This is a genomic window from Shimia thalassica (genome assembly GCF_001458215.1).
Classification (GTDB): domain Bacteria; phylum Pseudomonadota; class Alphaproteobacteria; order Rhodobacterales; family Rhodobacteraceae; genus Shimia; species Shimia thalassica.
This window is the reverse complement of the sequence record NZ_CYTW01000002.1, coordinates 38,106-51,198: the sequence shown is the minus strand read 5'-3', so window position 1 is coordinate 51,198 and position 13,093 is coordinate 38,106. Positions and strand designations below refer to the sequence as shown.

Annotated in this window: 14 protein-coding genes and 1 riboswitch; of the genes, 6 read left to right on the top strand and 8 right to left on the bottom strand. The window is 57.1% G+C overall.

Annotated features, from left to right (window positions below; translation table 11 throughout):
- Window positions 1-80 precede the first annotated feature (80 nt).
- Window positions 81-306: riboswitch (cobalamin riboswitch) on the top strand.
- Window positions 307-371: 65 nt separating this feature from the next.
- Together PH7735_RS10105 and cobF are read left to right on the top strand one after the other, a co-directional pair.
- On the top strand, window positions 372-1,052 hold the full coding sequence (locus PH7735_RS10105) for an energy-coupling factor ABC transporter permease (RefSeq protein WP_058311271.1): 681 nt from the start codon (window positions 372-374) through the stop codon (window positions 1,050-1,052).
- A gap of 72 nt (window positions 1,053-1,124) precedes the next feature.
- Window positions 1,125-1,877 carry a precorrin-6A synthase (deacetylating) gene (gene cobF / locus PH7735_RS10100; RefSeq protein WP_058311270.1) on the top strand — a complete coding sequence of 251 codons (753 nt, stop codon included), beginning with the start codon at window positions 1,125-1,127 and terminating at the stop codon, window positions 1,875-1,877.
- Window positions 1,878-1,902: 25 nt separating this feature from the next.
- Here the strand turns inward: cobF and PH7735_RS10095 are convergent, their stop codons facing one another.
- The 5 genes from PH7735_RS10095 to PH7735_RS10075 form a co-directional block, all read right to left on the bottom strand.
- Complete coding sequence (locus tag PH7735_RS10095; RefSeq protein ID WP_058311269.1) at window positions 1,903-2,760, bottom strand: glycosyltransferase family 2 protein; 858 nt, start codon at window positions 2,758-2,760, stop codon at window positions 1,903-1,905.
- Between the two features lie 278 nt (window positions 2,761-3,038).
- Window positions 3,039-4,058, bottom strand: a complete 1,020-nt coding sequence (locus PH7735_RS10090; protein ID WP_058311268.1) for a 5-oxoprolinase subunit C family protein — start codon at window positions 4,056-4,058, stop codon at window positions 3,039-3,041.
- Complete coding sequence (locus PH7735_RS10085; protein WP_058311267.1) at window positions 4,055-4,750, bottom strand: 5-oxoprolinase subunit B family protein; 696 nt, start codon at window positions 4,748-4,750, stop codon at window positions 4,055-4,057. The genes PH7735_RS10090 and PH7735_RS10085 overlap by 4 nt, the downstream gene beginning before the upstream one ends.
- Window positions 4,747-5,508: a LamB/YcsF family protein gene (locus PH7735_RS10080; RefSeq protein WP_058311266.1), complete on the bottom strand. Its 762-nt coding sequence runs from the start codon at window positions 5,506-5,508 to the stop codon at window positions 4,747-4,749. Before PH7735_RS10080 ends, PH7735_RS10085 begins: the two co-directional genes overlap by 4 nt.
- Window positions 5,509-5,699: 191 nt before the next feature.
- Window positions 5,700-6,386: a GntR family transcriptional regulator gene (locus tag PH7735_RS10075; RefSeq protein WP_058311265.1), complete on the bottom strand. Its 687-nt coding sequence runs from the start codon at window positions 6,384-6,386 to the stop codon at window positions 5,700-5,702.
- A gap of 201 nt (window positions 6,387-6,587) precedes the next feature.
- Here PH7735_RS10075 and PH7735_RS10070 point away from each other — a divergent pair, with 201 nt between their 5' ends.
- Window positions 6,588-7,745 (top strand): M24 family metallopeptidase, encoded by a 1,158-nt coding sequence (locus tag PH7735_RS10070; RefSeq protein WP_058311264.1) that lies wholly within the window; start codon window positions 6,588-6,590, stop codon window positions 7,743-7,745.
- Window positions 7,746-7,748: 3 nt separating this feature from the next.
- Window positions 7,749-8,546: a carbon-nitrogen hydrolase family protein gene (locus PH7735_RS10065; protein WP_058311263.1), complete on the top strand. Its 798-nt coding sequence runs from the start codon at window positions 7,749-7,751 to the stop codon at window positions 8,544-8,546.
- On the opposite strand, the gene PH7735_RS10060 is transcribed toward PH7735_RS10065, so the two are convergent.
- The 3 genes from PH7735_RS10060 to PH7735_RS10050 all read right to left on the bottom strand — a co-directional run bounded on the left by PH7735_RS10060 (window position 8,543) and on the right by PH7735_RS10050 (window position 11,342).
- Window positions 8,543-9,160 carry a trimeric intracellular cation channel family protein gene (locus tag PH7735_RS10060; protein ID WP_058311262.1) on the bottom strand — a complete coding sequence of 206 codons (618 nt, stop codon included), beginning with the start codon at window positions 9,158-9,160 and terminating at the stop codon, window positions 8,543-8,545. The two genes, PH7735_RS10065 and PH7735_RS10060, sit on opposite strands and share 4 nt — an antisense overlap.
- Window positions 9,161-9,341: 181 nt before the next feature.
- Window positions 9,342-10,895, bottom strand: coding sequence for an alanine/glycine:cation symporter family protein (locus tag PH7735_RS10055; RefSeq protein ID WP_058311261.1), 1,554 nt, complete (start codon window positions 10,893-10,895; stop codon window positions 9,342-9,344).
- 9 nt (window positions 10,896-10,904) lie between these two features.
- On the bottom strand, window positions 10,905-11,342 hold the full coding sequence (locus PH7735_RS10050; RefSeq protein WP_058311260.1) for a universal stress protein: 438 nt from the start codon (window positions 11,340-11,342) through the stop codon (window positions 10,905-10,907).
- A 194-nt stretch (window positions 11,343-11,536) separates the two neighbouring features.
- On the opposite strand from PH7735_RS10050, the gene PH7735_RS10045 reads away from it, so the two are divergent.
- Both PH7735_RS10045 and PH7735_RS10040 read left to right on the top strand, forming a co-directional pair.
- Complete coding sequence (locus PH7735_RS10045) at window positions 11,537-11,983, top strand: Lrp/AsnC family transcriptional regulator (RefSeq protein ID WP_058311259.1); 447 nt, start codon at window positions 11,537-11,539, stop codon at window positions 11,981-11,983.
- 94 nt (window positions 11,984-12,077) lie between these two features.
- Window positions 12,078-13,076, top strand: coding sequence for a stealth family protein (locus PH7735_RS10040; RefSeq protein ID WP_082645210.1), 999 nt, complete (start codon window positions 12,078-12,080; stop codon window positions 13,074-13,076).
- Window positions 13,077-13,093 lie beyond the last annotated feature (17 nt).

Below are 13,093 nucleotides of genomic sequence, written 5' to 3'. Positions count from 1 at the left end.
GGCGGGCAGACCCGCAGAGAATCCGTCAAAACCAGACCGAATGGGTCGTTTTCGGACTTGCCTCAACCTGCGAGTCGTTCTTAAGTACGCGAGCATTTGGTGTTCCCGCGCCGCTTTGGCGGCAAGGGAATGAAACGGGAAGCCGGTGACGGCCCATTTGGGTCCAGTCCGGCGCTGCCCCCGCAACGGTAGGCGAGACACTGCTCCATAAAGCCACTGCGCACGAATCGCGCGGGAAGGCGGAGACAGGTGGGAAGGGACGCCCAGCTCGCAAGCCCGGAGACCGGCCAGACGCATAAACTGCGGGCCAATGGTCCGTCCCTTATCATCCTGCCGTGCGGGGACTGCACGGTATAACAGGAGCATCACACATGCATATCGAACCCGGTGTTGTCACCGGCGCTAAAATTGCGCTGTCTTACGCCACAGCTGCGGCTGCGGCCACTTTTCTTGTTAAAGAAATCATCAAAACCACTCCTGCGCGGGATGTTGCGGCCTTTGCCGTGCGCGCCCTGTTGGCGACCGTTGCGGTCTTTATCTTTTTCGAGGTTTTGCCAAAACATCCCGTGGGTGTTTCCGAGGTCCACTTCATCCTTGGCTCGACGCTTTTCCTGATTTTCGGGGCTGGTCCAACCGCCATTGGATTGGCTGCGGGGCTGTTGATGCAGGGGCTGTTCTTTGCCCCCATCGACCTGCCGCAGTATTTCATGAACGTCACGACCCTTCTGGTGCCGCTCTTTGCCGTATCGGCACTGGCCAAGCGGATCATCGCGCCGAAAACGGCCTATGTTGATCTGAAATACAGTCAGGCACTGGCGCTTTCGACCGCCTATCAAGGGGGCGTCGTGTTGTGGGTCGCCTTCTGGGCCGTTTATGGTCAGGGCTTTGGCGCCGAAAACATGGCCAACATCATGGCCTTTGGCGGGGCTTACATGCTGGTTGTCGTGATCGAACCCCTTGCCGATCTGGGTGTTCTGGCCGCGGCCAAGGCGCTGCACCGTCTGGAAGGCTCTGGTTTGGTCAGTGACCGCGTCTTTAAGGGCGCTGCATAACGTCGCCACGGCCTTGCAAAAACGCGGCCCCCGTGGTTTTCGGGGGCCGTATTCGTCTTGAAGGACAAGAACATGATCAAGCTTTCTCTGGTTGGTATTGGGTCCGGCAACCCCGAGCATCTTACCCTGCAGGCCATTCGGGTGCTGGAAGGCGCCGATGTGATCCTGTTGCCCCGGAAGGGAGAGGACAAATCCGAACTCGCCGACCTGCGGCGCATGATTGCGTCCGATATCCTCAAGACACAGCCCGACATTCTTGAATTCGACTATCCAGTCCGCGACGCCAGCACGCCCAAGTATCTGGATGGCGTGAACACGTGGCACGACGCGCTGGCGACCATCTGGGGCGAGCTGATCGCGAAGAACGTTGCCAAAGACGGCACGGTGGCATTGATGGTCTGGGGCGATCCGTCCCTTTATGACAGCACCCTGCGCATTGCCGACCGTCTGTTGGCGCGCGGTTTTGAAATTGCGGTAGATGTGGTGCCCGGCATCACCAGCCTTCAGATGCTGACCGCCGCGCATGCCATTCCGCTCAACACCCTTGGGGCGCCGGTTCAGATCACAACGGGGCGCCGTTTGCGCGACCACGGCTGGCCCGAGGGCGTGGATACGATTGCGGTCATGCTGGACGGAGAATGCTCGTTCACGTCATTGCCGCCCGACGGGTTTCATATCTGGTGGGGGGCCTATGTCGGTATGCCCGACCAGATTTTGCTGGAAGGTCCCCTGGCGGACATGCAGGCACAGATTGAAGAGACCCGTGCCGCCGCGCGCGCGCAGCATGGCTGGATCATGGATATCTATCTGATCCGGCGCGTCTGACCTGCCGCCCCCCCAAAAAAGGGGTTTATAGGGTCGCGAACCAGTTAGGCAACACTGTGCGATAAGGCCATTTGCGGACGCGCGTTTTGATCACGCTATAGCGTTCGATGCGGCTGGGTTTGTCCGAAAAAAACGCATGTGCCTGCTCTTCTGCGTCATCCCAAGGCAACAGCTCTTTGTTTTCGAAGGTTTCAAAGAAATTCTCGGTTTCGGCATAGGCTTCTTTCCAAGCGGTGCCGGGCAGCCCGATGCCTTTGCTTGTCGCGACCTGATGGCGAACCGTGTTGGCATCAAACAGCGCTTCGCGGTTGGCGTATTTCAAATGCACCAGAAACAGACCCTTGGGCATATGAAACGGGAACCTCTGTAAATTCCGCGGGGCCACTTTGACACCATGCAAATTCAACCCTGCGGGAATGCGTAAAGCGAAGGCTTTGCTGTAATGGCCGGAAAATCCGGCATCGCGCACGTCCTGAAAAGGTTCCCCCACCGTCGAGGGGGACATGGCAACCAGATCCATGCCCAATGCCGTCAGAACCGGAAACTCTGCATTCTGCGCAAATACATCCGCCAGCCCGTCATAGCGTTGCGGGTCCCAACAGATCAATTCATCCGCATCCGTGCGCAGAACCCAGTCATAAACCTTGAGAAGCGCGAGTTGGAAAGCATTCAGCATTTCGCTGCGTTCGCGGTCGAACCCGTCAAAGGATTCACGCGGAATCGTGATGACACTGCTGCCGGGGCAAAGCTCGGAAATTTTGGGGTCGCTGCCATGAGAGACGATGTAAAGATTGGCCGCGCCAAGCTGGGCGGCATAGTGCCGATACCACTGAGCCAGAGCCCAGTAATCGCGGTAGACCATTGTAATAGCAGCAATTCTCATGTGTGCATGGTGACGTAATCGGCATCAGGATGCAAAGAACAAATTGCATTGTTTCCATGTGTGGCTGGAGGTCCGCGCGGGACCCAAAGATTGTTTCTGTGCGACATGCGGAAACGCCACGAGATGTCGCTAATGCGCATCACATTTGTGCGACGTCATGAGTGTCCGCCACTTTGCCAGAGCCGAAAATGCCCATCTCCAGTGGGCTTTCTGATTCTGAGATGGCCCGACCTGCCCTGTTGGCCCGTCCGGCAAAGAGGCTTTGACACACGCCGCCCCTAGGTATCCGGATCTGTTCCTGTGATGACGCCGCTGATCAAATTTTCGCGCAGCAAACGCTGGCTCAAGGTGCCTTTGGGATGCGAGATCGCGTCGAGATATCCGTTTCGCACGGCTGCGGTGGCGCGGGTGGTCTGAATGGCCTCGGCCGGAGTGATGGCGGTGAATGCGACGGGATCGCGCGCCCGCAGCTGGCTGATCCGGTCGATGTCTTCCGAGATCAGGGTCGCGATCTTGGGATATCCCCCTGTTGTCTGGTGATCCGCCAGCAACACCGTGGGCACGCCATCACCCGCAACCTGTACCGAACCGCGCGTGACGGGCTCGGATGGCAAAGACAGCGCCGCCTTGAGATCGAGTGTTGGCCCCGCAAGGCGCACGCCCATACGGTCAAATGCATCGGTCAGGGCAAAGGGGGAAGATTGGAAGGCTTCAACGGCTTCTGGCGTGAAATGTTGATCCTGCGGGCCAAGGACCACGCGCATTTTGGCCCCGGTTTCCAGAAACCCCGGCCTGTCGATTGTCCCGTGGCGGTCCTCACGCAGGGATGCATCTGTGATGTCGATTGTCTGGCCGGTCACAAGTTGACCGCCGCCAAACCCCGACGTCGAATGGGTGGCCGTGTGACCCAGCCAGCGACGCGCCTCAATCGTGCCGGCAAAGGCAAGATAGGCCCAACTGCCCGATGCACCGGGGCGGATCGTGACTTTTTCACCAGCCGAGAGTGAGAAGATGCTCCAGCTGTCGAACATATCGCCAGAGCGGTCGACGGTGAACGCGCCGCCGGTCAGTGACAGGGACACCTCGCCATCCAGACATTCGAGCACAAGCCCGCCCATCGATACCTCGATTGCGGTGGCGTCGGGCGCGTTGCCCAAGGCAACATTCGCCGCCGTATGGGAGAGCCTGTCCATCGGACCAGAGGCCGAAACACCAAAGCGCATGTGGCCGGGGCGGCCTGCGTCCTGAAATGTGACAAGCGGGCCTGCAAACGACACCCGCAATCTGGCATCTGTCATGACGCACCTCTGCTGGAAAGGCTTTCGAAGGTGGCGCGGTCAATGCGCCTGAACTGGACCCGATCCCCGACATCAAACAGAAACGGACGGTCCGATGCCTCGCGCAGGATTTGTGTGGTCGAACGCCCGATGATGGACCAGCCCGTCGGCATTTTCAGTGTTGTGACAAGGCATTGAGGCCCTGCGATCAGAACGCTGCCTGCGGGAATGTCACGAATTGCGGTTGATTTCCGTGGCAGCTGCAACGGCTTTGGTACACCGGACAGATAGGCGTATCCGGGGGCGAACCCGTACATGCCAACCCTGTATTCCCCTGCCAGATGCATGGCGATCACCGCGTCCGTGCTCATCCCCGTGGCCTGCGCCACGGCGTCAAGATCCGGCGACAGGTCCGTATCGTAACAAACGGTCACATCATGAACCACACCTTCAGAGGCCGGTGCCGCATCGGCGTCAAACAGCGCGCGCAACGCTGTTTCCATCTCGATATGATCGGTTACCAAGGGATCAAATTCGACAAGCACATTCACGAACGCGGGGATCGTCTCTCGCAGACCGGAGGGCGGCGCAGCGGCAATCGCCTGATCCAGTTGCAGCACGCGCGCGCTTAACTCTTCGGAGATGTCATCCCCCAACTGCACAAGAAGCGCGTGATCTGCGACTGCTGTAAAAGACGGGAAGATCGATGTCATGGATTCAAGAACGCCGAGACCGTCACGCCGTCCGCCTCAAGCCTTTGACGGATTTCACGCGCCATTGCCACCGCTGCGGGGCCGTCGCCGTGCACGCAGATCGAATGTGCGGCAAGCGGGATTGGATCTCCGTCGATGACAGGCATTTTGCCGCTTTTGAGGAAGGCAAGCAGACGCGCGGCGGCTTCCTCGGCATCGTGAATCATTGCGCCCGGTGTGCCACGCGGGACAAGCTGTCCGGTGCTGAGATATCCACGGTCTGCAAAAATCTCGGAAAATACGGTCAGGCCTGCGTCGCTGGCCGCGTGCTCAAGACAGGTGCCCGAGATCGCGAGGACCGCAAGGGTAGGATCGATTTTGAGGATTGTCCCCGCAATGGCGCAGGCCACGTCCGGATCTCTGGCTGCAAGGTTGCCCAGCGCGCCGTGCGGTTTGACATATCGCACCTTGACCGGAACAAGGGCCGCAACGGAGACAAGCGCGCCGATCTGGGCCGCCACCATGCGTCCGATTTCGTCCGGCGCCATCGGGATCACCCTGCGGCCAAAGCCTTCGCGGTCATTATAGCCGGGATGTGCGCCGACCATGACGCCGTGCTGTTTGGCCAATGACAGCGTTTTATACATGGTTTCCGGATCACTGGCATGGCCGCCACAGGCGATGTTTGCACTGTTGACCAGAGACAACATTGTGGCGTCGTCCCCCATCGTCCAGGGGCCGAAGCTTTCGCCAAGGTCCGAATTCAGATCAATCTGCATGCCGGTCTCCAATCCTCGAAGATCATCAGGTGTTTCTGCAACAGGTTCCGTGCCACGCGTTGCCCGCGAGGGGTGCCTGTCTTGCAAGTGATATACGACGCATCCCCGATGGCAAGAAAGGACAGGTGCCCAAACGTTCAAAACACCGACGTCATATCCGCATCGCAGCCCCCTGCCCGATCTTGGGCTGACTAGGTCCCCGACGCGACCGAGGTGTCTTCCTCTGCGAAGAGATGTTCAATGATGCGATTGTAGCCATATCCGATATGAACACGCTGGATAAACCCGACAGCGGCGATATCGCCGCGCTCCATCGCGCGTTTCATCTCTTGTATTTCCTGCACCAAAGAGGCCGCGACCCCGTCGCCTGCGCGAGAGGCGACACCGTACCATGTGCTGGCGGCCTGAAAATACGCCTGACGCCAGAAGGATCGCAAAAGCGCATTGCCAATCAGATCGGCGATCAGGATCTGCAGCTGGTCATTCAGCTCGACATAGCGTCGCGCATCGAACGCGGCCTGCAATGCAATGGCGTCGTCAAGCAGCGCATCCATCCGCGCCAGATCCTGTTGCGTAATCGCGTGGGGCGACACGGTGCCGATCAGCGTCGCAAGCTGTAGCCGCATTTCATAGACCTGTTCGATCTGCTGTCTGGGCAATACGGTTACAACCGTTCCAACGCCATTGCGTGTTTCAACCAGACCAAGGTGTTTGATACGGCTGATCGCGTCCCGCACGGGGGTTCGGCTTACGCCGAATTCAACGGCAAGCTCTGCCTCTTTCAGCTGGCAACCGGGCGGATAATCAAGAAAACAAATCCGCCGGATGATCTCAAGCTGAATGGATTCAACAGGGGTTTTTTCATCTTGCAGGTCCATTCGATTGTCTTGCACTGTTTTGCCCTCAAACGTTACTGCATTGCCATGCTGTATACAGATACACCCATTTTTCACCCTAACAAGCCGAAAAACAATAATTGACAAGCCTGCTGGACACAGCTTAGCCAGAAAGGACCCGTATCGAAAGGCAGCCTGCTTTCGGCTACGGGCCGGAAAGTCCCACACCAAACGGAGGTTCTCATGCTAGACGAAGCCAAGAAACGCACCCGTATTCTTCAGGAGCGCATGAAAGACGACGGCATCCGCAAAGCCGTGTTTACCGACGAAAGCTCTATTGCCTATCTGGCCGGTTTCTGGGGCTATCTCGGGATTGAATTTGGCCGCCCGACCATGCTGGTTGTCGATGTCGACGACGCGCCGGTTGTCATTACGCCCTTGATGGAATCCGAGATGGTTGGGGCCATGACGTGGGTCGAGGACATTCGTGTCTGGGAAGACATGGGCGAGCGCACATGGGGCAAGGCACTGGCTGGCGCACTTGGACAGACCCCAAAGGACATCTGGGTTGAAAAAGGCACGCTGCCGGCGATCGTGCGCAACCATCTGGACGACACCTATCCCGGTGTGCCGCTCAGGGATATCTCACCGGTCTTGGGGGCGATGCGTACCATCAAGACGCCCTTCGAGATCGGCATCATGAAAGAAGCGGGCCAAATCGCGGGCGCCATGATGGGCGCGGCCCATGACAGCCTGCAAGCCGGCGCGCAGGAATACGAATCCGCCCTTGCCGTCATCGACGCCGGATCGCGCAAAGCCGCACAGTTTTTGACCGATAAAGGATGGGACCGCTTTGTCTCGCCGATGATCCACAACCTGCAAATCCTGCAAAGCGGAGCGGACGCGTCGATGGTGCACAGGCGTGCCTCGGTGAAGGCATATCAGAAGTTTGATCCGGTCTATTTCTGTTTCTGCAACATGGCGCAATTCAAGCAGTACAAGCTCGGGTTTGATCGGATGTTCCATATCGGTGATGTCAAAGACAAAGACCGCGATGTCCAGCTGGCCGCGATCGAGGCCCAACAGGCGGCCATTGCCGCCATACGCCCCGGCGTTGTTGCCGAAGACGTTGCCGCCGTCGCGAACGAGGTCTATCGGGCGCGCGGGTATTCCACAGGATATCGTACGGGACGCTCCATCGGCGTGGCCTATCTTGAGGCGCCCGAATTGAAAGCGGGTGACAAGACTGTTCTGCGCCCCGGCATGACCTTTGCAGTGGACGGGGGCATTTCGGTGGATGGTCTTACGGCGGGGCGCATCGGGGATTCCATCGTGGTGACGGAAACGGGCGTGGACTATATCACGCAATACCCCCGCGAGATTTTGCTGAGCAAAGGGTAAGCCATGTCTGCGACGCTCAAAGTGGCCATTGGCCAGTGCCCCGCACATCTCGGAGGCCCCGCGGCGCGGCTGGATTGGCTGTCTCAGACCTTGGATGATCACGCAGGGCCGCCTCTTGACCTTGTTGTGCTGCCAGAGCTGTTTCAATGCGGGTATCATATTGCAGAGGCCGTTTCACAGTGCGCCGAGGCAAGAGACGGCCCCTTTGCCGCGTCGATTGCTGCGTTGGCCAAAACGCATGCCACCGCCATCGCTTTCGGGTTCGCGGAACGGCAAGGAGAGACGCTGTATAATGCGGCGCTGTGTCTCGACAAAAACGGGCACCACATTGGCCATCATCGCAAGCTTTTGTTGCCCCCCGGATTTGAGGGCGATCATTTCGCGGCGGGGTCACGCTGTGACGTGTTTCAGCTGAACGGGTTTTCGGTGGCTTTCCTGATTTGTTATGACATGGAGTTTCCCGAAAACCTGCGTCACGCGGCCTTGCAAGGCGCCGAGATTATGGTTGTCCCGACCGCGCTGGCGAAAAACTGGGGCGTCGTGTCCGAATGCGTTGCGCCCACGCGCGCCTTTGAAAACGGGGTTTTCCTTTGCTACGCGAATTATTGCGGGCACGAGAACGGCCTCGATTATTACGGGGGCAGCTGCATCATTGCGCCCGATGGGGTCGCGCTGGCAAGGGGCGGTGCAGCGCCGGACCTGTTGCAAGCCACCCTTGAGAAAGACGCCGTTGCAAAGGCACAGGCGCGGCTGCCTTATCTGGTTGACCGGTCGGAATTGCCCTGGGTTACACAACCCTAGGATCGTGGCGGGCGCGGTAGTTTCCAGCCAAGACGCACGCTGGCCAGTCGCAGGCTGACCGCGAGCAACACTGCTCCCGAGGCGGCAGCGGTTTCCGGCACACCCGCAGCAAGCGCCACGGCATAGGTCGCCGCCCCTGCAAAAGCGGCCAGCGCATAGACGTCTTCGTGCAAGACGCGCGGGGTTTCCGTGGCCATAATATCGCGCACGATCCCGCCCCCGATTGCAGTGATCATCCCCAACAGGATCGCCCCCAGAGGGTCAAGCCCGAATTGCAGGGCCTTGCGACAGCCCGCAACAGCAAAAACACCAAGCCCCACCGCATCCATAAGCATGACCGGACGGTTGAACCGTTCGATAGCGGAGGTGAAAAAGAACGCGGTGACACCTGCAAGGCTGGCAACCGCCATGGGCCAGAACGTTGTCAGCGCTTCTGGCGGGGCTGCGCCCAACAACAGATCACGGGTCATGCCACCGGCCACACCGGTTGCAACCGAAAGAACAAGGATACCAAAGATATCGAACCTGTGCCGGATCGCGACCATGGCGCCGCTAAGACCAAAGACGAAGGTGCCAAGCACATTGAGGATTGTGAAAAGTAGGGGTGCAGACATCGGGCCTCGTCTCTGTTTTCGGTCTCACAATCGCTGAAGACGCAGCAAAATGAAAGGGATGAGACCGTCAAAGGCCAATGCGATGTCAGAGATTTCGGGGGGGTGTTTCGGGGCCGCGCCGTGTGGACCGGCCCCAAACAGAAAATGCTCCGACGCAAGCCAGTTGCGTCGGAGCCGGTTTTTAGTGGGTGAACTTCTTGATCTCACCGCTTTGCAAACGCGCCGCGTAAGACTGAAGTTCTTTCTTCACCAGCTTCATCAGGAAGTAGAGGCAGAAGATGTTCACAACAGCCATCGCAAAGATTGCAGCATCCGAGAAGTCGATAACCGGACCAAGGCTGGCTGCGGCACCGATCACGATGAAGATACAGAAGATAATCTTGAACACGAGTTCCGAGGTTTTGCCCTCGCCGAACAGATAGGTCCAAGCCTTCAAGCCGTAATAGCTCCAAGAGATCATTGTCGAGAACGCGAACAGCACAACCGCAATAGCAAGCACATAAGGGAACCAGCTGATGCCCGATGCAAACGCCGCAGATGTCAGAGACACGCCCGAGTTGCCATCAACAGTCGCAATTGCCGAGCCTGCTTCGTTCAGCATGTAGTTGCCAGTTGCAGGGTCAATGATCAGCTGTTGCGAAATGACGATCACCAATGCGGTCATCGTACAGATTACCACGGTATCAATCAGTGGCTCGAGCAGCGACACAAAGCCTTCTGTGATCGGCTCTTTGGTTTTCACCGCAGAGTGCGCAATCGCAGCAGAGCCAACGCCCGCTTCGTTCGAGAAGGCCGCCCGTTTGAAGCCCTGAATCAGAGCCCCGACCATACCGCCAGCAACACCAAGGCCTGTAAAGGCACCGGCAAAGATCTGACCGAAGGCCCAGCCGATTTGGTCATAGTTCACCAACAGGATGATCAACGCCGCACCAACATAGAGGATGCCCATGAAGGGGACGACTTTTTCGGTCACGTTCGCGATGGATTTGATACCACCGACGATCACTGCGAAAACGACGCCCGCAAAGATGATGCCTGTGATCCAGCCCGGATAATCGCCCACGATTCCCGAAATCTGCGCATGTGCCTGATTGGCCTGGAACATGTTTCCGCCGCCAAGCGCACCCAGAATACAGAACACCGAGAACAGCACGGCAAGGATTTTACCGCCGGGAAGACCCAGTTCGTTAAACCCTTTGGAGATGTAGTACATCGGACCACCAGAGACGGTGCCGTCGGGGTATTCGTTGCGATATTTCACGCCAAGCGTACATTCCGTGAACTTGGACGCCATGCCCAGAAGACCTGCAAGGATCATCCAGAACGTCGCGCCCGGACCACCGATCCCGACAGCAACAGCCACACCCGCAATGTTACCAAGACCAACCGTGCCCGAAAGAGCCGTTGCCAGCGCCTGAAAGTGACTGACCTCGCCTGCGTCACTGGGATCGGAGAAATCCCCTTTAACAAGCTGGATCGAGTGCTTGAAAAAGCGGAACTGAACAAAACCGAAATACAGGGTAAAGATCGTCGCCGCGATCACCAGCCACATCACAATCCAAGGAAAGCTTGTTCCGGGAAAAGGCGCAAAGATCAGGCCAACAAACGGACCGGTCAGGTTTGCAAAAACCTGATTGACTTTTTCGTCAATGCCCATCGCCTCTTGGGCGGCAAGCGGGCTTGAAACGAGAGCGGACAAAGTCGCCAGCAGGGAAATTTTAGACAAATTTTTCATGATGCGATCCTATCCGACGACCGTGACAGGCACGTCTGCGTGCATCACAAGGTTTTGGGTGGAACTGCCGAAAATGCGCTTGGAAAATCCGTCCGAAGACGCACGGCCGACGATGATCTGGGATCCTCCGTTTTCGACCGTCAGCTTGTTCAGTGTTTCAGCAACATCGCCGTGGCGCACAAGACCGCTTGCGCTGTAACCGGCCTCTTTCAAAGCTGCGACAGCAGGTTCGACGATACGTTTTGTTGCAAGTTCAATTTCTTCTTCCCGACGCACATGGCGTTTCGCGTTTTCTTCTGCGGTCTGGAAAGTGAATGGGGACCATTCGATGACATAAATGACAAGCAACTCACATGCATCAATCCTGGAAGCCAGGTCCTTTGCAAATGTGAGCGCGCGTTCACCAGTGTCTGTCCCGTCAAGTCCAATAACAATTTTAACTGTCATTTTGTCCTCCGTGTTGGGTCGTACTTTTCCGATTTGGAGGGCGATGCCCCCGATAAGAGAAAGTTGACCAAGGGGAATGTGGTCAACTTTTCTCGCCCTTAGTATTGGTGATAATCACTAGACATGGCGCATTTTTTTGGAGATATTACAGGAAAAATTCGCATACATTAGCCCTTTGAAAGGCATTTTCCCCAATGAGCAGAGAATTAGACAGAATCGATCAACGCATTTTGGAAGAGCTCGAAATAAACGGAAGATTGTCCATTGTCGAACTTGCCGCACGCGTCAATCTGACCAACACGCCCTGTTCAGAACGGGTCAAACGGCTTGAACGATCCGGGTACATAAGCGGCTATCGCGCCATTTTGAACATGGAAAAGCTGGGGTTGGGGCACCTGACCGTGGTGCAAGTTTCGCTTGCCGCGACCGCAGGCAACAATTCGCTTGATGCCTTCAATGATGCCGTGAACAGCGTTCCGGAAGTGGAAAGCTGTTTGATGCTGGCGGGGTCGTTTGACTATTTGCTGACCGTTCGCACGAAAGACATCGCCCACTTCCGGCATGTCCTTGGTGAAAAGATAAACAAGCTGCCCGGCATCCATCAGACCAACTCGTTTGCCGTTATGGAAACCGTGAAATAGCCCAGCGCAAAAAAGAACGCGACTTTGGCACGCTCAAGACTATCTCCCAAAGAACGGCGCAGAAAGACATCGATTGGGACCGCACGAGTTAGTCATGCAAGACGAGTTATCCACCACACAAGAAGACCAGACCGCACCAATCGATGCTGTAATCACGTGGGTGGACGGCGCGTCAGAGGCCCATCTTGCGGCGCGTCTTGAGTATATGGCCGTCACGCCAAGCCCACTGCACGAGAACGCGATAAACCCGCACCGGTGGGCGTGCAATGATGAAATCACCTATTGCCTGCAATCCATTGACAATCACGCCAGCTGGATCAGGAAAATCTGGATCGTGGTCGACACAGAGACGCCTGATCTGGATGGGCTGTCCGAAGCGATCAAAGCAAAAGTCGAGTTTGTGTTTCACACAGATATCTTTGGCGAATTTGCCAGTGTTTTGCCGACGTTCAATTCTTTGACGATCGAAAGCATGCTCTGGAGGATTGACGGGCTTGCCGAGCGGTTTTTGTATTTCAACGACGATGTGTTTCTAACCGCGCGCCTTGATCCCGAAGACGTGTTTGACGGGTCTGCGCCCGTGTTGCGAGGAAAATGGGTGAATTACGCCGACGCTCTGCATGGAGAAGACACGCGCAATGACCCTGCGAAGTTCAACCACTTTATGCAGTTGAACGCCGCCAGCCTTGCCGGATTTGATGCGACACGGCTGTTTTCGTCTGCGCATGTGGTTCATCCCTTGCGCCGCTCGGTCATGGCGCAACTGTTCGAGCAACACAAAGAGGCGTTTGTCGACAACATCGGTCATCGCTTTAGGGATCTGAGCCAGTTCCTGCCTCAAGCGCTGCACAACCACGCCTGCATTGCGACGGATGGCGCGACGCTTCGAACATGTGTCGAGCACCTTCACATCAAAAGCGGTCAGGGTGTTGGACATCCAGCGTCGGAAACAGAAGCCTTGCTCGACAGCGTTTTTGCGCCCGAGATAAAGTTTCTTTGTGTCAATGATTTACCCCAGCTTGAACAGGTCGTGCCCGAGGCGCGTACATGGCTGGAACGCGCCATTGGTGGATTTCGGACCCCTACCCCATAAGGGCTCAGACAAGTATT

Coding starts and splice junctions, on each gene's coding strand:
- PH7735_RS10065 (WP_058311263.1), top strand. CDS start 7,749: ATGTCTGCGACGCTCAAAGTGGCCATTGGCCAGTGCCCCGCACATCTC.
- PH7735_RS10085 (WP_058311267.1), bottom strand. CDS start 4,750: ATGACATCGATCTTCCCGTCTTTTACAGCAGTCGCAGATCACGCGCTT.
- PH7735_RS10055 (WP_058311261.1), bottom strand. CDS start 10,895: ATGAAAAATTTGTCTAAAATTTCCCTGCTGGCGACTTTGTCCGCTCTC.
- PH7735_RS10045 (WP_058311259.1), top strand. CDS start 11,537: ATGAGCAGAGAATTAGACAGAATCGATCAACGCATTTTGGAAGAGCTC.
- PH7735_RS10060 (WP_058311262.1), bottom strand. CDS start 9,160: ATGTCTGCACCCCTACTTTTCACAATCCTCAATGTGCTTGGCACCTTC.
- PH7735_RS10095 (WP_058311269.1), bottom strand. CDS start 2,760: ATGAGAATTGCTGCTATTACAATGGTCTACCGCGATTACTGGGCTCTG.
- PH7735_RS10070 (WP_058311264.1), top strand. CDS start 6,588: ATGCTAGACGAAGCCAAGAAACGCACCCGTATTCTTCAGGAGCGCATG.
- cobF (WP_058311270.1), top strand. CDS start 1,125: ATGATCAAGCTTTCTCTGGTTGGTATTGGGTCCGGCAACCCCGAGCAT.
- PH7735_RS10080 (WP_058311266.1), bottom strand. CDS start 5,508: ATGCAGATTGATCTGAATTCGGACCTTGGCGAAAGCTTCGGCCCCTGG.
- PH7735_RS10090 (WP_058311268.1), bottom strand. CDS start 4,058: ATGACAGATGCCAGATTGCGGGTGTCGTTTGCAGGCCCGCTTGTCACA.
- PH7735_RS10075 (WP_058311265.1), bottom strand. CDS start 6,386: ATGGACCTGCAAGATGAAAAAACCCCTGTTGAATCCATTCAGCTTGAG.
- PH7735_RS10050 (WP_058311260.1), bottom strand. CDS start 11,342: ATGACAGTTAAAATTGTTATTGGACTTGACGGGACAGACACTGGTGAA.
- PH7735_RS10040 (WP_082645210.1), top strand. CDS start 12,078: ATGCAAGACGAGTTATCCACCACACAAGAAGACCAGACCGCACCAATC.
- PH7735_RS10105 (WP_058311271.1), top strand. CDS start 372: ATGCATATCGAACCCGGTGTTGTCACCGGCGCTAAAATTGCGCTGTCT.